Source organism: Tritonibacter scottomollicae (genome assembly GCF_003003215.1).
Classification (GTDB): Bacteria; Pseudomonadota; Alphaproteobacteria; order Rhodobacterales; family Rhodobacteraceae; genus Epibacterium; species Epibacterium scottomollicae.
The window spans coordinates 412,180-437,438 of record NZ_PVUF01000002.1 but is presented as its reverse complement, the minus strand read 5'-3'; the positions used below and the strand labels follow the sequence as shown (position 1 = coordinate 437,438).

The window sequence follows — 25,259 nt, the reverse complement described above, 5'->3', positions numbered from 1 at the left end:
CTAGAATGACCCTGCCCGCTTGGCAGCACAGGATCGGTGTGGGCCTCGGGGTAAGATGTGGGTATTCACCGCACATCTTCAAGTCCCTGATTACCATGACAAGTGTTGATGAACCTTGACCGCGATCAAACCACGTAAGAAACCTCTGAAGGCCCTTTTCCGCAAGGGGCAAAGGCATTAGGAAGACGCAACCCAGCGCCCCAGACCGGAGACATGCCCATGACCACTCCCATCGCCGATGACCGCTTGATCGTTGCCATGGATGTACCCAACGCCATCGCCGGCTTGAAACTGGCCGAACAGTTGGGAGATGCCGTCTCTTTCTACAAGATCGGTCTGGGCATGCTGACCGGCGGAGGCCTGGCCCTCGCGAATGAACTGAAACAGGAACTCGGCAAGAAGATCTTCCTCGACATGAAGCTCTTTGACATCGGCGCGACGGTGGAAAACGCGGTGCGCGGCCTGTCTCAGTTCGAGCTCGACTTCCTCACCGTGCATGGCGACCCGCATGTGGTGCGCGCCGCCAAAGAGGGTGCCGCAGGCAAGGACCTGAAGATCTTGGCCGTCACCATTCTGACCTCGCTCGACCGGAATGATCTGGACGATGCGCTCATCAAGAGCGGAGATATTACCGACCTTGTACAGGAACGCGCAGGCAAGGCGCTGGCTGCAGGGGCCGATGGCGTGATTGCCAGCCCGCAAGAAGCCGCCCTGATCCGTGCGCTGCCAGAGGCCGAAGGCAAATTGATCGTGACCCCTGGCGTACGCCCTGTTGGCGCCGATCTGGGGGACCAGAAACGCGTAACCACCCCGATGCAAGCGCTGGAGGCGGGCGCCGACCACATCGTTGTCGGCCGTCCGATCTGGCAGGCCGAAGTTCCACGTCTGGCGGCGCAGGATATTCTGAAAGAGATGAACAGCGCACAGACGAAAATCCCCAACAAGGGGTAACGCCGCTCGATTGCGGGCTGCACTGCCCAAAAGACGGGCAAACGCAGACCTTAACACCCATTCCAGCCCGCACCGTAAAGCCATCGTATATCATGGCGACAAGGTGCGGGGATCAAAGAACAAATCACTCAAAAATACTGACAGTTTCGAAAAACTGAATTTCACATTCGTGACATTGAAAGCACAGGTCGGAGCGAGAAATCCATCTCGAACCGGCTTGGAGCTTTGCGAAACATGGGTTCATAGGTGAATCTGGAGTGGAGACACTCCCCTGACGTTTACCTCTTCCTGAGAAACGTCACCTTCCCCCGCCACTTGTGCGGGGGCCTTTCTTTCCGAAACATCAATATTACCTGTGTTGCTGTACCGGAGCCTCACGCCCCGTCAGACTGAGAACGCTGCAGATAGTTCTGCAGCCGGTCCTTGAAACGCGGAATGCCCAGTGGGTGGGCAATATAGGCCGCCGGTGTCATGAGCTCCCACCCCTGCCCTTCATCACCAAACCGGATATCCGCCACCGTCGCTTCTGAAAGGTGGGCGGCAAAGAACCAGCTGTCGCCATCCGGCCGGGGATAACAGCGCGCGTAGGTCAGCTCTTCGGGCGCCAGGGCGAGCCCGACCTCCTCATAGGTCTCTCGCAGAGTGCATTCCTGCGGGGTCTCGCCGTTCTCTCGCCCACCCCCGGGGAAATCCCAATGACCGGGAAAGGGAATATCGACTGTCTCGTCGCGCAGGATCACCAGCAGACGCGGACCGAGAAACAGCGCCAGTTTCGTTCCCGTGAAGCTCATGGTATATTTCACCTCTGCGCAGAGGCGCCCCGTTGACGCCGGGTGCACGCTAACCGGAGCGGGCGTCGCGCACACCCCGTTTCTGCGCTTTTTTGTCGAGTCCGCCATGCCAGCCCTCTGCCGCGACTGTCTGCACTGCTTTGATCCCGGCGCGCTGCGTCCGGGGCACCGCCGCTGTCCTGCTTGTCGCAGCCCGCGCATCAAGGCTCATGACGAGCTGTTCACGCTCTCCATCGCGCATATGGATTGCGATGCCTTCTATGCCAGCGTCGAGAAACGCGACAATCCGGAATTGGCGGACAAGCCGGTAATCATCGGCGGCGCACATCGCGGCGTGGTTTCGACCGCCTGCTACGTGGCCCGCATTCGGGGGGTCCGCTCTGCCATGCCGATGTTTCAGGCGCTGAAGCTCTGTCCTGACGCGGTGGTCATCAAACCACGGATGCATGCCTATGTGGAAACCAGCCGCGCAATCCGGGCCATGATGGATGAGCTGACACCAGAGGTGGAACCCCTGTCACTGGATGAGGCCTTCATGGATCTGTCTGGCACCGAGCGGCTACACGGCGCGCCCCCCGCGGTCATGCTGGCGCGGTTGGTCAGGCGGATGAAGGATGAGCTCGGCGTCACCGGCTCGATCGGGCTGAGCCACAACAAATTCTTGGCCAAGGTCGCCTCCGACCTCGACAAACCACGCGGCTTTTCAGTGATTGGTGAAGCCGAAACAGGGGAATTCCTGCGCGATAAACCCGTGCGCCTCATCTGGGGTATTGGCCCCGCCGCACAAGCATCACTGGAAAAAGCAGGGATTCGCGCCTTCTCGGACCTGTTGCGTTGGGATCGTCGTGACCTGCATGAGCGCTTTGGCAGCATGGGGGACCGGCTCTGGCATTTGGCGCGCGGCGAAGACCGCCGCAAGGTGTCCGCGCGTACCCCGGTGAAATCCATATCCAAGGAAACCACCTTCTTTGAGGACACGATGCAAATGGACGTGCTCGATGGGCATCTGTGGCGCCTTGCAGAACAAGTTTCGGACCGGGCCAAAGCCAAGGAGCTCGCCGGTCGAGTGGTCACGCTGAAACTAAAACGCGCGAACCATTCAACGCTCACCCGGCGCCAATCCCTGCACAGCCCGACTCAGATCGCCGATCAGATCTACCGCACCGCGCGCCACCTGCTGGATCAGTCAGTAAACCAAGGCCCCTTCCGGCTGCTTGGATGCGGCATCAGCGAACTTGGACCAGAGGCACAGGCCGACACCACGGGCGATCTGCTCGATCCCAACGCGGAAAAACGGGCAAGTGCCGAACGTGCGACAGACGAGATCCGCAAACGGTTTGGCAAGGAAGCCATCCTGAAGGGACGCGCGCTACGCTGAGTTAGGTTTATTCTGCAGCCATCGGCTTTCTGTCAGAGCCGAGGGTCGCAACACGACTGAGCGCACGTGTGAGCTGTGCTTTTACAGTTGCAAATTGCGCATTTGGCGTGATGTCGGTCTCGTCCATATAGAGAGAGCGATCAATCTCGACCTGAATGGCATGCTGCCGCCGCGCCGGTCGCCCATAGGTCTGGGTGATATAGGCCCCTGCAAACGGCGCGTTTCGCGCCACACGGAACCCTGCCTCCGCAAAGGCCGCTTCGATCAAATCCACGATCCAGCCGTCAGCGGCCGCACCGAACCGATCCCCCAAAACGATTTCCGGTCGCAATGCTCGTTTCGGCGACACGCCTTCGACCGCCTCATGCGGCATTGAATGGCAATCAACCAGAATGGTTTCGCCGAACCGCGCATGAGAGGCATCAAGCAACTGCTGCAGAGCCGCGTGATAGGGCGTCCAGTACTGATCGATTCGCGCCTGCGCCTCGGCCATGCTGATCTTGCCGCGATAGATGGAACGCCCGTTGGAAACGACTCGGGGAATCACACCCAGTCCGGAGGCCACGCGGGGATTTTGTCCGCGCCGCCGCACCCCTTCGATCAGGGCAGGATCCAATTCACCGGACGAACGGTTCAGATCGACAAATGCCCGCGGCATCTGCGCCGTCAGCATGGGCATCCCGAACTCAGGCGCGACAGCGAACAGCTGGTCGACAAATGCATCCTCGCTGCTGCGCAAGCGTTTTGCGTCGAGAACCGACTGAGAAACAAAGGTTTTCAGATAGTTCGAGCCGCTATGCGGCGATGCGATCACCACCGGGGACTGCCACATCTGTGGCATTTCAACCGAATATGCCTGACGTGACATGCCAGCTCCACTTTCCCGCCTGAGAGTCACAGCATAGAGTTTATATTTCTGTGGCAAAAGCTCTTGCGCCCACAATCGACTCCTTTTATACGCCTTTTCACTGACGCGAAGCGATGCGCCAAACGGCGTAGCAAATTGTTTTGTTGTTGGCATCATGGGCGGTTAGCTCAGCGGTAGAGCACTTCGTTGACATCGAAGGGGTCACAAGTTCGATCCTTGTACCGCCCACCATGATTTCATTGTTTCGGGCTCAGGCGCCGGAACGCCCGCTAACCCAGGCGCTGGTTCGCGCCGCAGACAAGGAGAGAGACCATGAAGGTCAAGAACTCGCTCCGTTCGCTGAAGAACCGGCACCGTGATTGCCGGGTTGTGCGTCGCAAAGGTCGCGTCTACGTGATCAACAAGACCCAGCGTCGGTTCAAAGCTCGTCAGGGCTGACATACAGCATATGACGCCTCTCACGGGGCTCCGGAAAACCGCATCTTCGGATGCGGTTTTTTGTTTTTGTGCCCCCAGTATCTCCCACAGAAGTTGTCTGACACGCCGCCTGGCCAGGGGGCGTCATTCAATCGTGAGGCATGACCTTCGCGACCGTAGAATTTTCTGACAGAATTAATCAGTTACCCCTTACATTTCGCGCGCAGTGTAGTAATTGACTAAACAACTTGGGTTTGGCGCGAGGAGGTGCCACCCAGGAACAAGCGACATTCAGAGGGGTGAAAAGCTCATGAAAATCAACGTTTTTGCAACTGTAATCGCCGCGAGTCTTGCGACCACTGCCGTCGCTGACGGAGTAGTAAACCTGTACTCCTCTCGCCACTACGACACCGATGAACGCCTCTACTCCGACTTCGAAGAGGCCACCGGCATCACCATCAACCGCATCGAAGGCAAGGCTGATGAGCTGATCGCCCGGATGCAGGCCGAGGGTGCAAACTCTCCGGCGGACATCCTGCTGACAGTGGATACCTCCCGTCTGGCGCGCGCGAAGGACGCAGGGGTTCTTCAATCGATCGACAGCAGCGTTCTCGAAGACCGGATCCCGTCCAACCTGCAGGACGCCGACAACCAGTGGTTCGGCTTTTCACAGCGCGCCCGCATCGTGTTCTACGACAAGGCCGACGTGGACAACCCGCCGGCGACCTACATGGATCTGATCAAGCCCGAGTACAAAGGCATGGTCTGCCACCGGTCCTCCAGCAACGTCTATGCCCAGACGCTACTCTCTGCGATCATCGAAAACCACGGTGAGGAAAAGGCACGTGAATGGGCCGCTGGCATGGTGGAGAACTTTGCGCGCGCGCCGCAGGGTGGCGACACCGATCAGCTGCGCGGAATCATCTCCGGCGAATGTGATGTCTCGGTTGCCAACTCCTATTACTTTGCCCGCGCGCTGCGGAAGGATGTCAAAGGCCTCTCAGCCGACATCGACAAGATTGCGTGGGTTTTCCCGTCTCAGGACGCGGAAGGTGCGCATATGAACCTGTCCGGTGGCGGCGTTGCGGCCCATGCACCGAACCGTGACAACGCGGTCAAGTTTCTTGAGTATCTCGCATCCGATCAGGCGCAACAGTATTTCTCCGGTGGCAACGACGAGTTCCCTGCCGTTCCTTCGGTCGAAAAGTCTGAAAGCGTGGCAAAGCTGGGTGAATTTGTCGCCGACGATGTCGAACTGTCCAAAGTTGCTCTGAACCTTCCGACCGCGCAGAAGATCTTCAATGAGGTTGGCTGGGAATAAGCAGCTCTAGCGTATTCAAGAGAGAGGGCGCAGTTTCGGCTGCGCCCTTTTTTGCATCCGCTTTGTAAGAATCGGGAGCGGGATTCCCAATCTGCAGCGCGTGAACAAATGCAGAGAACTGAAGCCAAGCACCAGAAATTTGAATTTTCATACAATTTTTCTGATGTGAAATCAGGGAGCAAGCTCGAAACAGGTGATTTGCTCCCAGCTTCTGCCGAATCTTTGTCTGGACCAAGCCGTCTTCAGAACCTATAGAGTCGCGCCAAGCAAGACATAGAGATTGCAAATTCATAAAGCGGGGAGCTCGGTTGACATGCCGATTGCGATGCACTTGATGCGCAGGGGCATGTCCTGATGCGCACGCCAGCTACGATCATCAGTGGATATCTCGGCGCGGGTAAGACAACTCTGATCAACGCGCTGCTTGGCGAGGATCACGGCTTGCGTCTGGCCGTTTTGGTCAATGACTTCGGCAGCATCAATATCGATGCCTCGCTTATTGCAGATGCGGATGTCGACAGGATTGCGTTGACCAACGGCTGCGTGTGTTGCTCGCTTGGTGATGACCTAGCCTTGAGCGTCAATGAGATCCTGACCCGCGGGACACAGCCTGATCATATCCTGATCGAAGCCAGTGGTGTCGCCGAGCCAGTTGCGATCGCCAATGCATTGCTCAACGACAGCCGCCTTAGCTATGCAGGTATTGTCACCGTGGTGGATGGTTCCAGCTTTTCCACCTTGATGGATGATCCACTGCTGAAACCTCAGGTGGCGCAGCAAATCTGCGCGGCAGATCTGGTTCTTCTCAGCAAACTCGACAGCACGCCCGAAACAGAATTGCTCGATCAGCTCCGTCAGGTGGGTGCTCGAACTCCAACGCGGATCGCCGATATGGAGTTGTCTCGCATGCTATTCGATATAGTGCCGCTCCCGCGCGGCACGACCCCTGCGCCGCACCCCGGATACGTCAGCTGGCAACATCGCAGCAAAACGGTCATGGACCGTCGGGCATTGGGTGACAAACTGGCCGACCGGCCAGAGGGGCTCTACCGGATGAAAGGCTTCGTGCTGACCTCAGGTGGTGCCTATGAGTTGCATATTGTCGGTCGTCATGTTGAGGCACGCCGCTGTGATGCAGATGAAACGCTTCTGGTTGCCCTTGGCCCGGAGCAACGCGTGAGCCACGCCGAGATAGAGGCCTGGTGGAGCGGCTCCTAACCTCTGCGCCTTAAGTCCGGCGTCGCACTTGCCGACAGACCAGGATCACCGGAAGCAACCCCACCGCCATGATCACCAGTGATGGTACAGCGGCCCCTTCGAGCCGTTCATCCGCCGCCAGCCGGTGCGCCTGCACCGCCAGCGTATCGAAATTGAACGGCCGCATGATCAATGTTGCAGGCAGCTCCTTCATGACGTCGACAAAGACGATCAGCAGCGCCGTCAGCAGGCTTGGCGTCAGGATCGGCAGATGCACCCGGCGCAGCATGCCAAATGGGCTCTGCCCCAATGAACGCGCAGCCGCGTCCATATTGGCATGAACCGTTGCCTGCCCTCCTTCATACGCCCCCAGCGCTGCCGCCATGAAGCGCACAACATACGCCATCACCAGAAGCCAGATCGAACCGGTGACCAGCAGCCCTGTCCGAATGCCGAAGTTGGCGCGCATCCAGGCGTCAAGCGCGTTGTCGAACGCGGCAAATGGCACCATCAAACCCACCGCGATCACTCCGCCCGGCACCGCATAGCCAAGGCGCGAAAAATTCGCCGCTGCGCTCGATAACTTGCCCGGGCGGAGACGTTGGTAAAATCCAAGGCTGACCGCCGCCAGCAGCGTTATAAGCGCCGCCATGCTCGCCAGCGTCAGCGAGTTCTTGATGAAGGCAATATAGCGGCTGCTCAGCAGGTTCTGTTCCGACTCAAGCCCCATCAACGTCAGGCTCACCAACGGCACCAGGAACCCAAAGATCACCGGCAGTGCGCAAAGCACCCAAGCCGCAATCACATTGCCGCCGCTCAGTGTCGCCGGGGGCAGTGCGGCTTGTTGTTTTCCGGCGTGGTGGTAGCGCGCCTTGCCGCGGCTGACACGCTCAGCCACCGCGAGCATCAATGCAAACCCCAACAGACAGAGGGCAAGTTGCGCAGCTCCCCCACGATCTCCCAGCGAAAACCAGCTGGTGTAGATGCCCGTGGCAAAGGTCTGCACCCCGAAATAGGCCACTGTGCCGTAATCCGCGATGGTCTCCATAACCGCCAGCAACACGCCCGAGGCCACTGCAGGCCGCGCCATCGGCAGGCTGACACGCCAAAACGCGCGCCAGGAGCTATCCCCCAACGCCCGCGCCGCAAGAAACGCGCTGGAGCTTTGCTGCAGGAAGGCGGCTCGCGCCAGCAGGTAGACATATGGGTAAAGCACCAGCACCAGCATCAGCGCCGCACCGCCAAGAGACCGGATTTCCGGGAACCAGTAGTCGCGCGGCCCCCAGCCTGTCACATCCCGCAGGGTCGACTGCACGATCCCCGGATGGTCGAGCAGAAATGTATAGGCATAGGCCAGAACATAGGCCGGAAACGCCAGCGGCAGCACCAACGCCACCTCGAAGAACCGCACGCCGGGAAACCGGGTCATGGTGACCAGCCAGGCCGCCCCCACGCCGATGGAAAATGTGCCCAACGACACCAGCAGCACCAGATAGATCGTGGTACGCGCATAGCGGGGCAGCACAGTATCCGCGAGATGCGAGATCGTCTCCACCCCGCCCGTCAGCGCCGCGATACCAACCGCCACCATCGGCAGCAGGCAGGACAGCGCGACGATCCAGGCCAGCAGTGCAAAGCCGCGTGTGCCCCTGCTCCGGGCGGCGCTTTGGCGGTGGGCTACTGGCGCCTGTGTCTGGCTTGCTTGCGTCATTCATCCTGCCTTTGAACAGAGTCGCACCTGTTTCAAGCATTTCTGTCGGAAATTCCAGCGCGAAACCGCCGCTGCGACGGCATGTCGGCAGCGGCGGCACTGTCGGGTCCAGCAAGAGGCTTCAGATCAGTCGTAGCTGCGCTGATCCTCGATCACGAGGCCATCCTTGGGCAGGCTCCCCGGGGCAACCACATCCACGGCGCCCTTCATCTTCAGCACATCAATAACCGAGCGGGCAAAGCTGATCTCGTCGCCGCCTTCGGCCTCGATCTGGACGGTCATCACATCCATCTCGCCCTCGCGGGAGGCCACGACGCGCGCCTTGACGATCTCGTCATGTTTTTCAACCAGCGCTGCCACCTGCTCGGGGCGTACGAACATGCCCTTGATCTTGGTGGTCTGATCGGCGCGCCCCATCCAGCCCTTGATACGCAGGTTCGTGCGGCCACAGGGGCTCTCACCGGGCATCACCGCGCTCAGGTCGCCGGTGGCAAAGCGGATCAGCGGGTAATCGCGGTTGAGCGTGGTCACCACCACCTCGCCGACTTCACCCGGTGCAACCGGGGTGCCGGTGCCGGGCGTGACGATCTCAACGATGACCTGTTCGTCGACAATCATCCCCTCCATCGCGGCGCTCTCATAGGCGATATTGCCCAAATCTGCGGTGGCATAGCACTGCAGACACGCAATGCCGCGATCCGCGTAATCCTGACGCAAGCTGGGGAACAGGGCGCCGCCACCAACCGCAGCTTTCTTGAACCCCAGTGTCACCCCCATAGCCTCCGCCTTGTCGAGGATCACCTTCAGGTAATCCGGCGTGCCGGCATAGGTGGTCGCGCCCACATCGCGCGCAGCCGTGACCTGCAATTCGGTCTGGCCCGTACCAGCAGGCAGAACTGCAGCCCCCACCGTGCGGGCACCGTTCTCAAAGATCATCCCGGCAGGCGTCAGGTGATATCCAAAGCAGTTCTGCACCACATCCCCGGGACCCACGCCCGCGGCATGCAGAAACCGCCCCATGCGCCACCAGTCGTGGTCCACCCCACCGGGTTCATAGATCGGCCCCGGTGACTGAAAGATATGGGCAAAGCCATGCGCCGGTTTCACGGTGAAACCACCAAAGGGTGGATGCGCCGCCTGCGCCGCGCTCAGCTCCGCCTTGCGCAGAACGGGCAAGCGCGCAAGATCCGCAACTGTCGTGATCTGCGCCGGGTCCACATCGCTCAGCAGGGCGGCAAAGCCGGGCGCCGATTTTGCGCGGGCGATCTGCTCTGGCAAAAGTTTGGCCAGATCTGCGGCCCGCTCATCTGCGCTGCGGGTTTCCAATGCATCAAAATAAGTCATGGTCATCTCTCCCCGCCTCAGCTCAGCCACCTCTTGCGACGGCGGTAGGACCGCACGTCACGGAAACTCTTGCGGCCTTCTTCGGACATCCCGAGGTAGAATTCCTTCACATCCGGGTTCTCGCGCAGCTCCGCCGCCGGGCCGTCCATTACCACCCGGCCGGATTCCAGAATGTAGCCATAGTGGGCATAACGCAGCGCCACGTTGGTGTTCTGCTCAGCCAGCAGGAAGGTCACGCCTTCGTTCTCGTTGATCGACTTCACGATCTGAAAGATCTGCTCCACAAGCTGCGGCGCCAGGCCCATTGATGGCTCATCAAGCAGGATCGTCTCCGGGCGGCTCATCAAGGCGCGCCCCATAGCGACCATCTGTTGCTCCCCGCCGGAGGTGTAGCCTGCCTGACTTTTGCGGCGCTCCTTCAGCCGGGGGAAATAAGTATAGACCATCTCCAGATCGTCTTGAATTTTGGCACTGCCATCGCCGCGCGTATAGGCGCCGGTCAGCAGGTTTTCCTCGACCGTCAGGTGTTCAAAACAATGGCGGCCCTCCATCACCTGGATCACCCCCTTGCGCACCAGATCCGCCGGATCCTGCGCATGCACGTCCTTGCCGCGATAGCGCACCGAACCCTTGGTGACCTCGCCGCGTTCGGAATGCAGCAGGCTGGAAATTGCTTTCAGGGTCGTGGTCTTGCCAGCCCCGTTGCCCCCCAGAAGCGCGGTGATCCCGCCCTTGGGCACGTTCAGACTCACGCCTTTCAGCACGAGGATCACGTGGTTGTAGATCACCTCGATATTATTGACCTCGAGCAGCGTCTCCGCCTGCACATCTGTGGTGTTCGCCGCGTCCAGCATCTCGAAAGCTATCCCTTTCGCCAGTGTCCGTTTGGGACGGAACCGATGCGGCGGCCCTGCGCCACATCATGTGAGTTATTGAAGCCGCGCCGAGAGACCTCTCCCGGCGCGACAGGACCGCTTAGTTGCAGCGTTCTTCGATGTTGTTTTCGGCTGCATAGGACGCGGAGTCCTCGGCCACCAATGCACCGATCACATCAGAGTCGGTTGGGTTGAAGCCCGAGATCAGCGACCAGGTCTGCGTATCCGCATCCCATTGCGTCACCCCGACAAGCCCCGGACCGCCGTGGTTTTCACAGGACACGTTGAAAGCAGGGCCGAAGTTCTGCATGCCCAGTGCCGTCATCTTTTCAGCCGTGAGTTCCAGACCTTCCATGCCGTCGATCATCATCGCGGCGTCGATCTCCGCAGTGCCGTGGATCTCCTGTGCGGTCTTGGCAGCCTCGACCGCCAGCATCGCCGCATACATGCCGCGGTTATAGGCCACTTTGCCGATCTGATCGCCCGCACCTGCGGCGAGACCTTTGTCGACCACATGCGTCTGGATGTCGTCAAAGACCGGGAAGTCATCGCCGACGTTGTGGAAGGTCACGGCCTTGTAGCCATCCGCCTTGGCACCCGCCGGGATCACATCGTGATCGGAGCCGGACCACCACACGCCGATGAAGTTCTCCATCGGGAAGCGAATGTTGGCAGCTTCCTGAATGGCAACCTGGTTCATCACGCCCCAGCCCCACATCACGACATAGTCGGGTTGCTGGCGGCGGATCTGCAGCCACTGGGATTTCTGCTCCTGACCGGGATGGTCAACCGGCAGCAGGCTCAGCTCGAAACCATGCTTCTTGCCCAGCTCTTCCAGCGTGCGGATCGGCTCCTTGCCATAGGCGGAGTTGTGATAGACCAGCGCGACCTTCTTGCCGTTCAGGTCACCGCCGTTTTCTTCCAGCAGGTGATTGATGACGCCGGACGCCCCATCCCAATAGTTCGCGGGATAGTTGAAGACGTTGGAAAACACCTTGCCGTTGGCAGCCGACGTCCGGCCATACCCCATGGTGTGCAGCGCAATGCCGTCTGCCGTGACCTTGGGGATCAGCTGATAGGTGATGCCGGTGGACAGCGGCTGATAGACCAGCGCGCCTTCGCCTTTGGTGGATTCATAGCACTCCACACCCTTTTCGGTGTTGTAGCCGGTCTCGCATTCGATCACGCGTGCCTTGACACCGCCGATGCCGCCGTCCCGCTCGTTTACCAGCGTGAAGTAGTCGTTGTAGCCGTCAGAGAACGGGATGCCGCCCGCTGCATAGGGACCGGTCCGATAGCTCAGGTCCGGGAATACGAGGTCCGCCATTGCAGGACCTGCGGCCATCAGCGCACTCAGCGCCAGAGTCGTCAGTTTCAGTGTCATCGGGTATCATCCTCCCTTGAATTTATTCCGATGGTGTCGTGATCGAGCCCAGCCTCCTCCTTCGCTGGACCCGGCGAGGTCGTCGCCCACCCCGATCAGTGCGGGAAGGGCCAGAGCCGGAGCTTCTCCTTGGTCACACGCCAGAGCTGCGCAAGCCCGTGCGGCTCCAGGATCAGGAATGTCACGATCAGCGCGCCCACGATGACCAGCTGGAAATGCGCCACGATATCAGTGGGCCAGCCCAGCATGTCGACGCCGACAACCTTCAGCACCACCGGCAGCAGCACCAGGAAGGCCGCGCCCGCAAAGGAGCCAAAGATCGAGCCCAAACCACCGATGATGACCATGAACAGCACCAGGAATGACTTGTTGATGCCAAAGGCTTCTCCCACTTCGACCGCACCGAGGTAGACCGAAAAGAACAGCGCCCCCGAGATGCCGACAAAGAAGCCGGAGACTGCAAATGCGGTCATTTTCGCCTTCATCGGATTGACCCCGATGATCTCCGCGGCGATGTCCATGTCGCGGATTGCCATCCAGCTGCGCCCTTGGGTGCCACGGGTCAGATTGCGGGCGACGATCGCGCAGAAGGTCAGAAAGATCAGGCAGAACATATAAGTCGCCCAGGCCGGCGCATGAGGGCCGGTGATGATGATGCCGAACACCTCGCGTTCCGGCGCGTTGATCTGGCCGGAGGCGGAGTAGTTGTAGAACCAAGGCACCCGGTTGAAGAGCCACACCAGAAAGAACTGCGCCGCCAACGTCGCCACCGCGAGGTAGAACCCCTTGATACGCAGGCTCGGCAGACCGAACAACACGCAGACCAGCCCGGTGATTCCCCCCGCCAGCAACACGTGGATAAACATCGAAATCTCAGGAAAGGCCGTCATAAGCTTGTAGCAGGCATAGGCCCCCACCGCCATGAAGCCCCCGGTCCCCAACGAGACCTGCCCGCAGTAACCAACAAGTATGTTGAGCCCGATCGCCGCGATCGCATAGATCAGGAACGGCAGCAGGATCGCATTGACCCAGTAGTCATTCACGAGGAACGGGATCACCCCGAAGGCCAGCGCCAGCACCGCATAGTAGCGATATCGGTCGAACTTGATGGGAAAGGTCTGGCTGTCCTCGACATAGGAGGCTTTGAAATCCCCGGCTTCACGGTAGAACATGATTCAGAGGCTCCCTTGGTTGAATTTATCGTTTTGCATCAAACCTCTCCCCAATTCGACTGGGCTGCATCGCGCTGATCACGCGTCATGCGGTTTGAGGGTTGGGCGTAGCCTTTGCGCTCTGAAATCCGGACCAGCTTCAGATAGGCGAAGAGACCCGCAAACAGACCGGCGGCCGCAAGTATCGTGGCCATTGTCACCTGCCCTTTGGTGTAGCCATCGCCCGTCACGGCGAGGTACCCGAAGGCCCAGAAACCGGACCAGGCAATGACGTTGAGCAGGGCCAGAAATTTCGTCATCAGAGGCTCCTCCCGTTAACCATTTCGTCAGGTTTCTGCATTTCGCCACATTTTGCCCAAATCTCAGCGGCACGTTGCCCGTGGGAAAAGTGAGTGGGTGATATGACCGTAATGTTGGAGAGACTCCGGCAGCTGGATGCTGCGCGGAAGCGAGGGGAGCTGACGGACGCGCAATACGCAGACGCGCGGTCAAAGCTTTTGTCTCTGGTTGAAGACGCCGACCTTGAGCCTGCGGGATCAAAGCCCTCTCGCCCGCGGCCGCGCCGCCCTGCACCAGCTGCGGCATCCAGCCGGGCCGCACCAAGTGCAATGCCTGCCGAGGCCCGTCGATCAGACACGGCCGAGAACAGCGACATGTCGTTTTTCTGGGGGCTATGCCTTGTCGGGCTCTGTGCCGCGGGGCTGATGACCTTCCTGGTGGGGCAGTTGATCGGTGACATCACCATCGCGCTGACATTGGCCGTCACGGTGTTTGCCGCTGTGGTCATCGCCGCCTTCCAACGCATGCAGGGCTGACGCTGCAGGCATTGGCAAGCGGGGCGGATATGCGGGTCAAACGCGTTCAATGATCTTCTCGCCAAACAGGCCCTGCGGGCGGAACACCAGGAAGATCAGCGCCAGCACATAGGCGAACCAATTCTCGGTTGCACCACCGACCATCGGGCCGATGAGGAACTCGAACAGTTTCTCGCCCACGCCGATGATCAGACCGCCGACGATGGCTCCGGGGATCGAGGTGAAGCCCCCGAGCATCAGCACCGGCAGTGCCTTCAGCGCGATCAGTGACAGCGAGAACTGCACGCCGGACTTTGTGCCCCACATGATGCCGGCCACCAGCGCGACAAAGCCCGCAACCGACCAGACCAGCACCCAGATGAAGTTCAGCGAGATCCCCACCGACAGCGCCGCCTGGTGGTCATCCGCCACCGCCCGCATCGCACGCCCTTGTTTGGTATACTGGCTGAACAGCACAAGGCCGGTCACCAGCAGCGCCGCGATCACCGTCGCCACGATATCAAGATTGTCGATGAAGAAGCCATATCCGAAGATCCCGAAGGTCGTCTCGTCGATCCACAGGTTGATGCCCTGCGGCAGGCCGACGTCCAGCGTCTTGATCTCGGAGCCCCACATCAGGTCCGCCACCCCTTCGAGGAAATAGGCCAGACCGATGGTCGCCATGAATAGGATGATCGGTTCCTGCCCGACCAGATGCTTCATCACCAACACCTGCACCAGCCAGGCCAGCAGTACCATCACGGCCACCGTCATCAGGATCGCCACGAAGGACGGAACGCTCCAGCCGAAATGGGTGATATGCCCACCGAACAGGGCATTGATCAGATGCGAGAACGGCACCTGCCCTTCCATGATACCGACCAGGGTCATAGCCGCGAACAGCGCCATAACCCCTTGCGCATAGTTGAAAATTCCCGACGCCTTGTAGATCAGCACGAAGCCCAGCGCGACCAGCGCATAAAGCACCCCGGCCATCAGCCCGTTCAGCGTCACCTCCATGGCAAAGATCAGTTGATCAGGCATGGTGCGCCTCCTTGTTCATTGCTTGCTTGCGGCCAAGATCAGTCATGAGACACCCCCAGATAGGCGTCGATGACGTTCTGATTGTTGCGCACCTCGTCCGGTGTGCCGTCGCCGATCTTCTTGCCGTAATCCATCACCACGACACGATCCGACAGGTCCATAACCACGCCCATGTCGTGTTCGATCAGCGCGATGGTGGTGCCGAATTCGTCGTTCACATCGAGGATGAAGCGGGACATGTCCTCCTTCTCCTCAACGTTCATGCCCGCCATCGGCTCGTCCAGCAGCAACAGCTTCGGCTCGGCGGCCAACGCCCGGGCCAATTCGACGCGTTTCTTCAACCCGTAGGGCAGGCGTGACACCGGCGTCTTGCGGATCGCCTGGATCTCCAGGAAGTCGATGATCTTTTCAACGACTTCGCGGTTCGCGACCTCTTCCTTTTCCGCACGGCCCTTCCAGAAGGCCTGCTGGAACAGGCCTGCTTTCATATTGTTCAGGCGCCCGGTCATAACGTTGTCCAGAACGCTCATGCCCTCGAAAAGGGCGATATTCTGGAACGTGCGGGCAATCCCCTGACGCGCCACCTCATAAGGGCGCATCGGCGGGCGCTGCTTGCCGTGGAACAGCACCTCGCCCTCCTGCGGCACATAGAAGCCGGAAATCACGTTCAGCATCGAAGATTTGCCAGCCCCATTTGGACCGATGATAGCGCGAATTTCGCCCTCGCGGATGTCGAAAGAGATATCCTTGATCGCCACCACACCGCCAAAGCGCAGGGTGATATTCTTCATTTCCATGACCACGCCACCGATGGTGCGGCCATCCTCGGTCACAAAGCTGTCGGAGGCATCAAGCATGGGTCACTCCTTGGGAATTCGCGCCACATGATAGGGTGGCAAGGGACGGTGGGCGGGGCGATGTGCAGCTGGCCTGCACGAGCGTCGTCTCAACCGTCATTCTGCGGCCACCGCCCGGGTGATCGCCGATTGCACCTTGGCGTCGACGCAAGTCAGCGTCGCGCTGATCGCCCCCTTGCGCCCATCCTCATAGGTGACCTCTGTGCGGGTCGAAACCTGATCGGAGCCGTCGTAGAGCGCGGCAATGATATCAGCGAATTTCTCCTCGACGATGCGACGGCGCACCTTGCGGGTCCGTGTCATCTCGCCGTCATCGGCGTCGAGTTCCTTGTGCAGGATCACGAACCGGTGGATCTGGCAACCCGACAGCATCTCGTCCTGCGCCACCGAGACATTGACCGCCTCCACATGGTTGCGAATGGTCTCCAGCACCCGCGGGTGCCCGGCCAGCTCCTGATAGGAGGCATAGGCGATATTGTTGCGCTCAGCCCAGTTGCCCACCGCCGTCAGGTCGATGTTGATGAAAGCCACGCAGCGATCCCGCTCATTGCCGAACACCACCGCCTCCAGGATATCCGGGTAGAACTTCAGCTTGTTCTCGACATATTTGGGGGCAAACAACGCGCCATTGGCCATCTTGCCCACGTCCTTAGCCCGGTCGATGATCCGCAGGTGGCCGGAGCTTTCTTCAATGAAGCCCGCGTCCCCGGTGGCGACCCAGCCCTCGGCATCCTTGGTCGACGCGGTAGATTCCGCGTTCTTGTAATATTCGACAAAGGTGCCGGGTGAGCGATAGAAGATCTCGCCATTGTCGGCGATGCGGAGCTCCACGTCCGGCGCGGGCACCCCTACAGTGTCCGCACGAACCTGTCCGTCGGGCTGTACGGTGATGAAAACCGTCGCCTCGGTCTGACCATAGAGCTGCTTCAGATTGATGCCGAGAGAGCGATAGAAATCAAAGATCTCCGGCCCGATCGCCTCGCCTGCGGTATAGCCGACACGAATGCGGCCATAGCCCAGCGTGTCTTTCAGCGGTCCATAAACCAACATATCGCCCAGCGCATATTTCAGCCGGTCCATCGTGCTGACGGTCTTGCCATCCAGGATCAACCCGCCGACCTTCTTTGCATGCGCCAGAAAGTGATGGAACATGCGCCGCTTCAGCTTTCCGGCGTCTTCCATGCGGATCATCACATTGGTCAGCTGGCCCTCGAACACCCGCGGCGGGGCAAAGAAATAAGTCGGACCGATCTCGCGCAGATCCGTCATCATGGTGTCTTCGCTCTCTGGGCAGTTTACGCAGAACCCGCACCAGAACGCCTGCCCCAGCGAGAAGATGAAATCCCCCACCCAGGCCATCGGCAGATAAGAGAGAATGTCCTCTTGCGCCGTCAGATGATCGAACTCGCTTGCGTTCTTGGCGCTCTCGATCACGTTGCGGTTCGACAATACCACGCCCTTGGGCCGTCCGGTGGTCCCCGAAGTGTAGAGCATCACGCAGGTCGACTCGTAGTCGAGCTTGCCGCGACGGGCCGCCAGCTCGGCGCTCAGCTCATCGCGCGCGGCGCGCCCCTGCTCCTGCACATGGCTATACTGATGCAGATGGCTGTGATCATATTTGCGCAACCCGCGTGGGTCGATATAGATCATGTGTTTCAGGTTGGTCAGCTGGTCCTTGATCTCGACCACCTTGTCGACCTGCTCCTGATCCCCGGCGATCACATAGGCCGCGCCGCAGTGATCCAGCACATAGGCCATCTCCTCGGCGCCGGAATCCTGATAGATCGGCACCGGCACCGCACCGACGCTCTGCGCGGCCACCATCGACCAGTAGAGCGAGGGCCGGTTGCGACCGATGACGGCGATGAAATCCCCTTCAGAGACCCCGAGGTTCAACAGACCCAACGCAAGCGCGTCGATCTCCTCGGCGGTTTCCTTCCAGGTCCAGCTTTGCCAGATGCCAAATTCCTTTTCCCGGTAGGCCGGGCGGTTGGCATGGACAGTTGCGTTCTTCTCCAGCAGGGCCGGAACAGACAGAAGCTGCCCGGCGCCAGACGATGTCTGCGCAGCGGTCTGAGACACGTATTTACTCCTCCCATATCCGGTCCTCCCCGACCGGATTGATCGCATCTCCCACATCTGTGGGGCGCAACCCTTATGTCCTCAGTAGGACAGCACCTTTGTAACAAAGCAAGTTTTTCGCGAAGATTTCTGAAATCTATCAAATTGTAACAAGCGCCGCAGACTACAGGGGCGAACGGCCACAGGACGACATAGCCTCCAAGCGCACAAAGGTCACAAGCCGCTTTGCCTGTCTCGGTCAAACTGCTAGCCAAGACGCGGGGAGCACGTATGAGACAAACACACGCACAGCGCACGACGATGGTGGACGCAGGCCTCAACCTGATCGCACAGGCCCTGTCGATCTATGACAGCGACCTGCGCCTGTCGGCCTGCAACAACAGGTTTCGTGAAATGTTCAACCTGCCGCCCGAACTGGTCGAGGAGGGCGCGAGCTTTGCCGCCACCATTCGCTTTATCGCCGAACAGGGCGACTATGGGCTGATCGACGACATCGACCAGTTTGTGCAGCAGCGGGTCGATCAGGCCCGCGCTTTCGTTCCGCATTATGTCGAACGTCAGCGGGCCAATGGGCAGGTGATTTCCATCGAGGGGGCGCCCCTGCCCCAGGGTGGCTGGGTCACCGTCTACACCGACATCACCCGCACCAAACGGGTGGAGGCGCTGCTGCGCGCCCGCTCCGAGGAACTGTCGGATCAGGTGACCGGCTATACCGAAGAACTCTCCGCCACCAACCGCAAGCTGGCCGCAACCATCAAGACGCTGGAGGAAACCCAGCGCCAACTGAAACAGACCGAGGCCCGCACCCGCCTGACCACCGAGATGATGCCCGCCCATATCGCCCATGTGGACAGTGAAGGGCATTATACCTTCACCAACGGGCGGCTCAGCCGGGTGTTTCCCGGTCGTCCCTCCGATATCCTGGGCCAGCATATCTCGGACGCACTGGGGCCGGCGGCCTATGCGCGCATCGCGCCACATCTCGAGGCCGCCTATCAGGGTGAGAACCCGGTGTTCGAATTCACCGAAGATCACGATAGCCGCCGCCTGCGCGTGGCCTTCACCCCTGACCATGAGGGCGGTGTGTTCATCCTGTCGATGGATGTGACCGAGGAAACCCAGGCCCGCGTTGCCCTGCAACAATCCCGCAAACGCGAGATCGCGGCGCAGATGACCAGCGGGCTGGCGCATGATTTCTCGAACCTCCTGACCATCATCCTCGGCATGCAGACAAAGCTCTCCCGCAGCGCCCTGCCGGAGGGCGCCGGGGAGCTGGTGGAGGCAACGCTGTCGGCGGCCCGCCGGGGCGGGCGTCTGCTGGACCGGATGGCGGAGATGACAAGCCACCGGGGCTTGCGCCCGCAGGCCACCGACCTGCATGCGCTGCTGGACGAGATGAAGATCCTCGCCACGCCCTCCTTGCCGCAGGGCATCGGCCTCAGCGTGCTCGACAACACCGGCGACGGGCGCTTTCTGCTCGACCCTGGACGATTGCAGGACGCGCTGTTGAACCTGATCCTGAATGCCCGCGACGCCTGTGGCACCAGCGGCCAGATCACCGTGGCCGCGCATCTGGTGGGGCAGACCTGGATCGAATTCTCTGTCGGCGACACCGGGTCCGGTTTTTCGCGCGACGCGCTCGACAATGCGCTCAACCCGTTTTTCACCACCAAGGGTCAGGAGGGATCCGGGCTGGGTCTGTCGATGGTCTATGACATGGTCAAATCCGCCGGCGGCGATATCCGCATCGGCAATACGGTCTCCGGCGCCATGGTCACCCTGCGACTGCCCTATCGCGCCGCGCCCTCGGCCACCGGTGGCATCGCGCTGCTGGTCGAGGACAGCGACGGGCTGAGGGCCACCTATCGCCAGCTGTTGATGGACCTCGGCTATTCTGTGCTGGAAGCCACCAGCGTCGACGAGGCGGTGGCGCTGGTCGCCGATGTCGAGGGCATTGCCCTGATCCTGTCCGACATCAAGCTGGAGGGCGAGGCCACAGGTGTGGATTTCTGCACGCGCCTCGGGTCAAATGCTCCGCCTGTGGTCTTGATGACCTCGTTGCCGCACACTGACCCGCTCTACCGCGCCGCATTGGCCGCAGCGCCGCTCTTGCCGAAACCCTTTGACAGCTCCCATCTGATGGCGCTCCTGCAACAAAAGGCCGACCATGCGTGATGCCAATCAATCCCCTCTCGTGACGATCCTCGATGACGAGCCGGAGATCCGCCAGCTGCTGACGGAAACGCTGGAGGACGCCGGCTATCGCACCCAGAGCTTTTCCCGCGCCCGCGATTTCGAGGTTGCCTTGAAACGGGTGACACCAGACGTCTGCCTGGTGGATCTGTCGCTGCCGGATACCGACGGGCTGGCGCTGGTGCACCGGCTGGCGCTGGAACAGGGGGCCAGTGTCATTATCATTTCGGGTCGGGCGCAAGTGCAGGATCGGGTCACTGGGTTGGAGCTCGGCGCCGATGACTATATCACCAAACCCTTTGATCCGGCGGAGGTTGTCGCCCGTATCCGCGTACGCCTGCGCGATGCCCCCCGGGGCGGGCAGGCGCCGTCTGGAGATCGGGCACAGTTTTCAGGCTGGACCGCGCATTTCGACCGCTACGCGCTGGAAGACGAGGCCGGGGAGGAAACCGCCTTTTCCCACGCCGAAGGAGAAGTGTTGCGCCTGTTTCTGGAAAGCCCAAAGCGGCTGATTTCCCGCGCACAGATGATGGAACGACTAGGCGGCGGGGCCGGGGACAGTTTTGACCGGGCAATGGATGTGCGCATTTCCCGCCTGCGCACCAAACTGCGCGAGGATCCCAAGAACCCGCGCCTGATAAAGACGATTTATGGCGCCGGGTATATTTTCCTCGGAGATGTCAGCTGGAGTTAACCCGGCCTGCCACAAATCCGGTGTGAGGGAGGAGGGGCGCTCCCGCCGCCACAGAGGCCTTGCCTGCGGCAAATCCTCTTGGCGGAGTTGGGCCGGGCCGCTTGCCCCTATTCGGGGCAAGCGGCAGCGCCGCGCCACAGGCGCGGCGCCACGCCCAACGGGAGCGGAGGATTTTCTCCTCCGGCGACGGGCGGGAGTACACCCGACCTCTTGCGGCGATGATTCGGCTCGCGTAAAAAGACAATATGGCCACCTGTCTGCTCTATAATCGCGCTGAAACCCGCCCTCCTCGGTTCTACCGGATCGAGCTCGCGATGAACCTCTTCGACGAGGTCTCCCTCCTGCGCGAATGGGGCGTGAAGGGTGGCAAGGGGCGAACGACCATCAATATCTTCGGCAACCTGCGCGAAGCCTCGGTGGCAGCAGACCGTCATCGCCACCGGATGTTGAAACGCGGCTACAACCGCGCCTGATGGCCGCGGGCCGCTCCGGACGGCCCCGCATCCCGCTCCTCTGAATCGCTTGCAGTTTGCCCCTTTCAACCCGGGCGCCCCTCCCCTAGTAATTCTGCGACAGGATCAAAGAGGCGCGCATGTCAGAGATCACGCTGGTCCGCCACGGCCAGGCCAATACCGGGGCACGGGACGAAATCAGCTACGACAAGCTGAGTCCGCTTGGCCACCAGCAGGCCCAATGGCTGGGCGATCACCTGCGCAGCTGCAAGGATCACTATGCCCGCATCTACTGCGGCACCCTCACCCGGCACGAGGAAACCGCCCGCGCCATGGGCTTTGACGCCGGACAGTTGATCCGCGATCCACGCCTCAACGAGATGGAATATTTCACCCTCGCCCAGGCGATGGAGGCCCAGCACGGTCTGGCGATCCCGCAGGAGCGCGAAGGTTTTGTCGCCCATTTGCCGCAGGTCTTTGCCGCTTGGGAAGCGGATCGCATTGCCGCCCCCTATGAAAGCTGGCGCGACTTTGAGAGCCGCACCAAGGCCGCCCTGTCGGAAATCGCCAAAGGCGACGGCCCGGCGCTGGTCGTGACCTCGGGTGGCTTAATCTCCATGGTAATGCGCCACTGCCTCGGGCTGGATACTGCCGCCACCGCCCGCATCGCCCTTGCCATCATGAACACCTCGCTGCACCGCCTGCACAATATCGGCGGGCACTATGCGCCGGTCCTCTTCAACGCGGTGCCGCATCTGGAAGAGCCCGACCGGCAATACGCGCGCACTCACCTCTAGATCGCCCCGCACAGGAGACCGCCATGCAACTCTACTACGCGCCCAATACCATCTCTATCGCCGTGGCCATCGCGCTTGAGGAAGCCGGTCTGGAGTATGAGGCGATCAGGATCGATTTTGCCGAACGTCAGCAAACCACCAGAGCCTATCACCAGATCAACCCCAAGGGCCGGGTGCCCGCACTGGTGGTCGAGGGCGGTATCCTGACCGAAACCGGCGCTCTGCTGGAATTGATCGCCGACATGGCCCCCGAGGCGGGTCTGCGCCCCAATGATCCGGTGCTGGCCGCCCGCATGCGTGAGGTGATGTTCTATCTCGCTTCCACCATGCATGTGAACCACGCCCACAAGCTGCGCGGCGCCCGCTGGGCCTCCAATCCGGCCTCGTTCAAGGACATGGCCCGCAAGGTGCCCGAGACCATGGCCGCCTCCTGCGACTACATCTGCAACCACGGCCTGCGCGGTCCTTTTGTTCTGGGCGACAGCCCCAGCCTCGCCGACTGCTACCTCTATGTGGTCTGCACCTGGCTCGAAGGCGACGGGGTCAAGATCGCACGTTTTCCGAAACTCACCGCCTTCATGGCGGCGATGGAGGCACGCGACAGCGTCAAAGCCGTGCGCGCCAAGGATATGCTTTGAAGGACAAAACTATGACACATCTCTGGGTCCGCGCCGAACAGCGCCAGAACGAGGATCGCGTCGGGCTGACCCCGGCCGGCGCAGCGGCGCTTCTGGAGGCCGGCCTCCGCGTCACCGTTGAAGAAAGCGCCAGTCGCGCCATTCCGCTGCAGGGCTACATCGACGCAGGCTGCGAGATCGCGGCAGAGAATTCCTGGCCCGACGCCCCGCCAGACGCGATCATCTTTGGCCTCAAGGAGCTGCCGGACGACGGCACGCCCCTGACCCATCGCCACATCATGTTCGGCCATGCGTTCAAGGGCCAGCACTCCGGCAAGGAACTGCTGCGCCGGTTCCGCGAAGGCGGTGGCACGCTGTATGATCTGGAGTATCTGGTGGACGAGACCGGCCGCCGGGTTGCCGCCTTCGGCTATTGGGCGGGCTATGCTGGCGCTGCCGTCACGCTCAAGGCCTGGGCCGCGCAGCAACGCGACGAGATCTGCGGCCCCGTTGGTGTCTACAAAGACAAACATGCCCTGCTGGCCGATCTGGCTGGCGAGTTGGACGCGATCAGCATGGACCGCCCCACTGCCATCGTCATCGGCGCGCTTGGCCGTGTCGGCACCGGCGCTGCCGACCTGTGCGAAGCGATGGGGGTCAGTGTCACCAAATGGGACATGGCCGAGACCGCAAGCGGCGGCCCTTTCCCACAAATCCTCGACCATGACCTGTTCCTGAACTGCATCTTTGCCCGCCCCGGCACACCGGTGTTCGTGCCGCAGGAGGCGCTTGGCGCGGTCCGTAAACTCACCGCAATTGGTGATGTGGCCTGCGACCCGGATAGCGACTACAATCCGGTTCCTGTTTATGACCGTGCCACCACGTGGGACGCGCCGGCCCTAAGGGTTGCAGAGGCGCCCGTGCTCGACGTGATGGCGATCGACAATCTGCCCTCGATGCTGCCCGCGGAAAGCTCCGAGGACTATGCGGACCAGCTTCTGGCCAGCCTCCTGACCCTGCCCGATCTGAATTCGGGCGTCTGGGGCCGGGCCAAGGCGGTCTTTGACGAACATGTGGCAGGCTAAGCGGCCTGCCCCGACCAAGGAGAACTGACATGACTATTCACTGGTGCGGCACCGGCCTCTCCGCCATTCCCGGCCTGCGTCGCCTGCTCGAAGCGGGTCACGACGTCGCCGTCTGGAACCGCACGCCCGAAAAGGCCGCCGAGGCGATCGGCGATCTGACCACCAATATCCACAAATTCTCCATCGCGCGCCTGTCCGAGCTGCTGAGCCCCGCCGACGTCGTGGTCTCCATGCTGCCCGGTGACTGGCATGTGGAGCTTGCGGAACTGGCGATCAACAACGGCGCGCATTTTGTGTCCTCCTCCTATATCTCGCCCGAGATGCGGGCGCTGGATCAAAAGGCCAAGGATGCCGGTGTCGCGCTGGTGAACGAGGTTGGTCTTGATCCGGGCATCGACCACCTGATGGCTCATGCGCTGGTGGCGGAATATGCCGAATCTCCGTCCTTCGACGCGGACAACGAGATCAGTTTCCTGTCCTATTGCGGTGGCATTCCCAAGACCCCAAACCCGTTCCGCTACAAGTTCAGCTGGTCGCCCCTTGGCGTGCTGAAGGCACTGCGCTCACCGTCGCGCTCGATCCGCAACTTCGAAACCTACGATGTCGCCCGCCCCTGGGACGCGCTCTCCACCTACGACGCGCCGCTGGCCACGCCGGAAACCTTCCAAGTTTATCCCAACCGCGACTCGCTGCCCTTCATGGAGCAGTATCATTTCGGCGCGGACTGGAAGGTGAAGACTTTCGTGCGCGGGACCCTGCGTCTGGATGGCTGGTCAGAGGCCTGGGCCGATGTCTTCAAGGAGGTCGAAACCCTCGAAGGTGAGGCAGGCGACGCCCGTCTCAAGGAGATGTCCGACCAGTTCTGGCAGGACAACGCCTATGACGAGGGCGAGCCGGACCGCGTGGTCCTCTGCGTGGATCTCAAGGCAGAAAAAGACGGCGAGACCAAGTGGCACAAGACTTATGTGATGGATGCCTGGGGCGATGATCGCGGCAGCGCCATGGCGCGTCTGGTGTCCTACCCGGTCTCCTTCGCCATCGAGGCGGCAATGAATGGCAAGATCGCCCCCGGCGTCAGCGCTGCGCCCAGCGATGCCGCGCTGGTCGACAGCTGGATGGGCCGTATCGGTGCGCTCGCGCAGCACCTTCAGGTGGTGTCACACCGCTCCTGAGGCGTACCATCCACGACTTGACACTATAAAAAGCCCCGCCAATTTGGTGGGGCTTTTTTTCCT

Annotated in this window: 24 protein-coding genes and 1 tRNA gene; 14 read left to right on the top strand and 11 right to left on the bottom strand. The window is 60.9% G+C overall.

The window, feature by feature from the left end; genetic code table 11:
- Positions 1-219: 219 nt before the first annotated feature.
- Positions 220-951: an orotidine-5'-phosphate decarboxylase gene (gene pyrF, locus CLV89_RS05910; RefSeq protein ID WP_106162700.1), complete on the top strand. Its 732-nt coding sequence runs from the start codon at positions 220-222 to the stop codon at positions 949-951.
- Between the two features lie 374 nt (positions 952-1,325).
- On the opposite strand, the gene CLV89_RS05905 is transcribed toward pyrF, so the two are convergent.
- Positions 1,326-1,742, bottom strand: coding sequence for an NUDIX hydrolase (locus tag CLV89_RS05905; RefSeq protein ID WP_106162699.1), 417 nt, complete (start codon positions 1,740-1,742; stop codon positions 1,326-1,328).
- A gap of 106 nt (positions 1,743-1,848) precedes the next feature.
- Between CLV89_RS05905 and CLV89_RS05900 the strand changes: the two genes are divergently transcribed.
- Complete coding sequence (locus CLV89_RS05900; protein WP_106162735.1) at positions 1,849-3,120, top strand: DNA polymerase IV; 1,272 nt, start codon at positions 1,849-1,851, stop codon at positions 3,118-3,120.
- Positions 3,121-3,127: 7 nt separating this feature from the next.
- On the opposite strand, the gene CLV89_RS05895 is transcribed toward CLV89_RS05900, so the two are convergent.
- The gene (locus tag CLV89_RS05895; protein ID WP_106162698.1) at positions 3,128-3,988 is read right to left on the bottom strand and encodes an N-formylglutamate amidohydrolase; all 861 of its coding nucleotides are present in this window, start codon (positions 3,986-3,988) and stop codon (positions 3,128-3,130) included.
- A gap of 156 nt (positions 3,989-4,144) precedes the next feature.
- Between CLV89_RS05895 and CLV89_RS05890 the strand changes: the two genes are divergently transcribed.
- From CLV89_RS05890 to CLV89_RS05875, 4 genes are all read left to right on the top strand, one after another.
- A tRNA-Val gene (locus CLV89_RS05890) sits at positions 4,145-4,219 on the top strand.
- Between the two features lie 81 nt (positions 4,220-4,300).
- Positions 4,301-4,426, top strand: coding sequence for a type B 50S ribosomal protein L36 (ykgO, locus tag CLV89_RS05885; RefSeq protein ID WP_008562923.1), 126 nt, complete (start codon positions 4,301-4,303; stop codon positions 4,424-4,426).
- A 289-nt stretch (positions 4,427-4,715) separates the two neighbouring features.
- Complete coding sequence (locus CLV89_RS05880; protein ID WP_106162697.1) at positions 4,716-5,726, top strand: extracellular solute-binding protein; 1,011 nt, start codon at positions 4,716-4,718, stop codon at positions 5,724-5,726.
- 354 nt (positions 5,727-6,080) lie between these two features.
- The gene (locus CLV89_RS05875) at positions 6,081-6,944 is read left to right on the top strand and encodes a CobW family GTP-binding protein (protein WP_207796890.1); all 864 of its coding nucleotides are present in this window, start codon (positions 6,081-6,083) and stop codon (positions 6,942-6,944) included.
- A gap of 10 nt (positions 6,945-6,954) precedes the next feature.
- Here CLV89_RS05875 and CLV89_RS05870 read toward each other — a convergent pair whose 3' ends face one another.
- The 6 genes from CLV89_RS05870 to CLV89_RS05845 all read right to left on the bottom strand — a co-directional run bounded on the left by CLV89_RS05870 (position 6,955) and on the right by CLV89_RS05845 (position 13,708).
- Complete coding sequence (locus tag CLV89_RS05870) at positions 6,955-8,634, bottom strand: ABC transporter permease (protein WP_106162695.1); 1,680 nt, start codon at positions 8,632-8,634, stop codon at positions 6,955-6,957.
- Positions 8,635-8,760: 126 nt separating this feature from the next.
- Positions 8,761-9,978 (bottom strand): phenylacetate--CoA ligase family protein, encoded by a 1,218-nt coding sequence (locus CLV89_RS05865; RefSeq protein WP_106162734.1) that lies wholly within the window; start codon positions 9,976-9,978, stop codon positions 8,761-8,763.
- A gap of 17 nt (positions 9,979-9,995) precedes the next feature.
- Positions 9,996-10,832 (bottom strand): ABC transporter ATP-binding protein, encoded by an 837-nt coding sequence (locus CLV89_RS05860; RefSeq protein ID WP_106162694.1) that lies wholly within the window; start codon positions 10,830-10,832, stop codon positions 9,996-9,998.
- A gap of 121 nt (positions 10,833-10,953) precedes the next feature.
- Positions 10,954-12,237, bottom strand: a complete 1,284-nt coding sequence (locus CLV89_RS05855) for an ABC transporter substrate-binding protein (protein WP_106162693.1) — start codon at positions 12,235-12,237, stop codon at positions 10,954-10,956.
- Positions 12,238-12,332: 95 nt separating this feature from the next.
- Entirely contained in the window at positions 12,333-13,409 is a 1,077-nt protein-coding gene (locus CLV89_RS05850; protein WP_106162692.1) for a branched-chain amino acid ABC transporter permease, read from the bottom strand.
- Positions 13,410-13,447: 38 nt separating this feature from the next.
- The gene (locus CLV89_RS05845) at positions 13,448-13,708 is read right to left on the bottom strand and encodes a hypothetical protein (protein ID WP_106162691.1); all 261 of its coding nucleotides are present in this window, start codon (positions 13,706-13,708) and stop codon (positions 13,448-13,450) included.
- Between the two features lie 111 nt (positions 13,709-13,819).
- Between CLV89_RS05845 and CLV89_RS05840 the strand changes: the two genes are divergently transcribed.
- Positions 13,820-14,224, top strand: a complete 405-nt coding sequence (locus CLV89_RS05840; protein ID WP_341477106.1) for an SHOCT domain-containing protein — start codon at positions 13,820-13,822, stop codon at positions 14,222-14,224.
- 36 nt (positions 14,225-14,260) lie between these two features.
- Here the strand turns inward: CLV89_RS05840 and CLV89_RS05835 are convergent, their stop codons facing one another.
- The 3 genes from CLV89_RS05835 to CLV89_RS05825 form a co-directional block, all read right to left on the bottom strand.
- Positions 14,261-15,247, bottom strand: a complete 987-nt coding sequence (locus CLV89_RS05835; protein ID WP_106162689.1) for a branched-chain amino acid ABC transporter permease — start codon at positions 15,245-15,247, stop codon at positions 14,261-14,263.
- Positions 15,248-15,285: 38 nt separating this feature from the next.
- Positions 15,286-16,104, bottom strand: a complete 819-nt coding sequence (locus tag CLV89_RS05830) for an ABC transporter ATP-binding protein (protein WP_106162688.1) — start codon at positions 16,102-16,104, stop codon at positions 15,286-15,288.
- Positions 16,105-16,200: 96 nt separating this feature from the next.
- Entirely contained in the window at positions 16,201-18,186 is a 1,986-nt protein-coding gene (locus tag CLV89_RS05825; RefSeq protein ID WP_106162687.1) for an AMP-binding protein, read from the bottom strand.
- 270 nt (positions 18,187-18,456) lie between these two features.
- Here CLV89_RS05825 and CLV89_RS05820 point away from each other — a divergent pair, with 270 nt between their 5' ends.
- From CLV89_RS05820 to CLV89_RS05790, 7 genes are all read left to right on the top strand, one after another.
- Entirely contained in the window at positions 18,457-20,361 is a 1,905-nt protein-coding gene (locus CLV89_RS05820; protein WP_106162686.1) for a PAS-domain containing protein, read from the top strand.
- Complete coding sequence (locus tag CLV89_RS05815; RefSeq protein WP_106162685.1) at positions 20,354-21,073, top strand: response regulator transcription factor; 720 nt, start codon at positions 20,354-20,356, stop codon at positions 21,071-21,073. Before CLV89_RS05820 ends, CLV89_RS05815 begins: the two co-directional genes overlap by 8 nt.
- A gap of 245 nt (positions 21,074-21,318) precedes the next feature.
- Complete coding sequence (locus CLV89_RS05810; RefSeq protein WP_106162684.1) at positions 21,319-21,546, top strand: WGR domain-containing protein; 228 nt, start codon at positions 21,319-21,321, stop codon at positions 21,544-21,546.
- A 119-nt stretch (positions 21,547-21,665) separates the two neighbouring features.
- A complete protein-coding gene (locus CLV89_RS05805) occupies positions 21,666-22,322 on the top strand; it encodes a histidine phosphatase family protein (RefSeq protein ID WP_106162683.1) in 657 nt (218 codons plus the stop codon).
- A 23-nt stretch (positions 22,323-22,345) separates the two neighbouring features.
- Positions 22,346-22,960 carry a glutathione S-transferase family protein gene (locus CLV89_RS05800; protein WP_106162682.1) on the top strand — a complete coding sequence of 205 codons (615 nt, stop codon included), beginning with the start codon at positions 22,346-22,348 and terminating at the stop codon, positions 22,958-22,960.
- Between the two features lie 11 nt (positions 22,961-22,971).
- Positions 22,972-24,024, top strand: a complete 1,053-nt coding sequence (locus tag CLV89_RS05795) for a saccharopine dehydrogenase (RefSeq protein ID WP_106162681.1) — start codon at positions 22,972-22,974, stop codon at positions 24,022-24,024.
- Between the two features lie 29 nt (positions 24,025-24,053).
- Positions 24,054-25,196: a saccharopine dehydrogenase family protein gene (locus CLV89_RS05790; RefSeq protein WP_106162680.1), complete on the top strand. Its 1,143-nt coding sequence runs from the start codon at positions 24,054-24,056 to the stop codon at positions 25,194-25,196.
- Positions 25,197-25,259 lie beyond the last annotated feature (63 nt).

Excerpts from the sequence above, each read along its gene's own strand:
- pyrF (WP_106162700.1), top strand. The coding sequence starts at position 220 with ATGACCACTCCCATCGCCGATGACCGCTTGATCGTTGCCATGGATGTA.
- CLV89_RS05905 (WP_106162699.1), bottom strand. The coding sequence starts at position 1,742 with ATGAGCTTCACGGGAACGAAACTGGCGCTGTTTCTCGGTCCGCGTCTG.
- CLV89_RS05900 (WP_106162735.1), top strand. The coding sequence starts at position 1,849 with ATGCCAGCCCTCTGCCGCGACTGTCTGCACTGCTTTGATCCCGGCGCG.
- CLV89_RS05895 (WP_106162698.1), bottom strand. The coding sequence starts at position 3,988 with ATGTCACGTCAGGCATATTCGGTTGAAATGCCACAGATGTGGCAGTCC.
- ykgO (WP_008562923.1), top strand. The coding sequence starts at position 4,301 with ATGAAGGTCAAGAACTCGCTCCGTTCGCTGAAGAACCGGCACCGTGAT.
- CLV89_RS05880 (WP_106162697.1), top strand. The coding sequence starts at position 4,716 with ATGAAAATCAACGTTTTTGCAACTGTAATCGCCGCGAGTCTTGCGACC.
- CLV89_RS05875 (WP_207796890.1), top strand. The coding sequence starts at position 6,081 with ATGCGCACGCCAGCTACGATCATCAGTGGATATCTCGGCGCGGGTAAG.
- CLV89_RS05870 (WP_106162695.1), bottom strand. The coding sequence starts at position 8,634 with ATGACGCAAGCAAGCCAGACACAGGCGCCAGTAGCCCACCGCCAAAGC.
- CLV89_RS05865 (WP_106162734.1), bottom strand. The coding sequence starts at position 9,978 with ATGACTTATTTTGATGCATTGGAAACCCGCAGCGCAGATGAGCGGGCC.
- CLV89_RS05860 (WP_106162694.1), bottom strand. The coding sequence starts at position 10,832 with ATGCTGGACGCGGCGAACACCACAGATGTGCAGGCGGAGACGCTGCTC.
- CLV89_RS05855 (WP_106162693.1), bottom strand. The coding sequence starts at position 12,237 with ATGACACTGAAACTGACGACTCTGGCGCTGAGTGCGCTGATGGCCGCA.
- CLV89_RS05850 (WP_106162692.1), bottom strand. The coding sequence starts at position 13,409 with ATGTTCTACCGTGAAGCCGGGGATTTCAAAGCCTCCTATGTCGAGGAC.
- CLV89_RS05845 (WP_106162691.1), bottom strand. The coding sequence starts at position 13,708 with ATGACGAAATTTCTGGCCCTGCTCAACGTCATTGCCTGGTCCGGTTTC.
- CLV89_RS05840 (WP_341477106.1), top strand. The coding sequence starts at position 13,820 with ATGTTGGAGAGACTCCGGCAGCTGGATGCTGCGCGGAAGCGAGGGGAG.
- CLV89_RS05835 (WP_106162689.1), bottom strand. The coding sequence starts at position 15,247 with ATGCCTGATCAACTGATCTTTGCCATGGAGGTGACGCTGAACGGGCTG.
- CLV89_RS05830 (WP_106162688.1), bottom strand. The coding sequence starts at position 16,104 with ATGCTTGATGCCTCCGACAGCTTTGTGACCGAGGATGGCCGCACCATC.
- CLV89_RS05820 (WP_106162686.1), top strand. The coding sequence starts at position 18,457 with ATGAGACAAACACACGCACAGCGCACGACGATGGTGGACGCAGGCCTC.
- CLV89_RS05815 (WP_106162685.1), top strand. The coding sequence starts at position 20,354 with ATGCGTGATGCCAATCAATCCCCTCTCGTGACGATCCTCGATGACGAG.
- CLV89_RS05810 (WP_106162684.1), top strand. The coding sequence starts at position 21,319 with ATGGCCACCTGTCTGCTCTATAATCGCGCTGAAACCCGCCCTCCTCGG.
- CLV89_RS05805 (WP_106162683.1), top strand. The coding sequence starts at position 21,666 with ATGTCAGAGATCACGCTGGTCCGCCACGGCCAGGCCAATACCGGGGCA.
- CLV89_RS05800 (WP_106162682.1), top strand. The coding sequence starts at position 22,346 with ATGCAACTCTACTACGCGCCCAATACCATCTCTATCGCCGTGGCCATC.
- CLV89_RS05795 (WP_106162681.1), top strand. The coding sequence starts at position 22,972 with ATGACACATCTCTGGGTCCGCGCCGAACAGCGCCAGAACGAGGATCGC.
- CLV89_RS05790 (WP_106162680.1), top strand. The coding sequence starts at position 24,054 with ATGACTATTCACTGGTGCGGCACCGGCCTCTCCGCCATTCCCGGCCTG.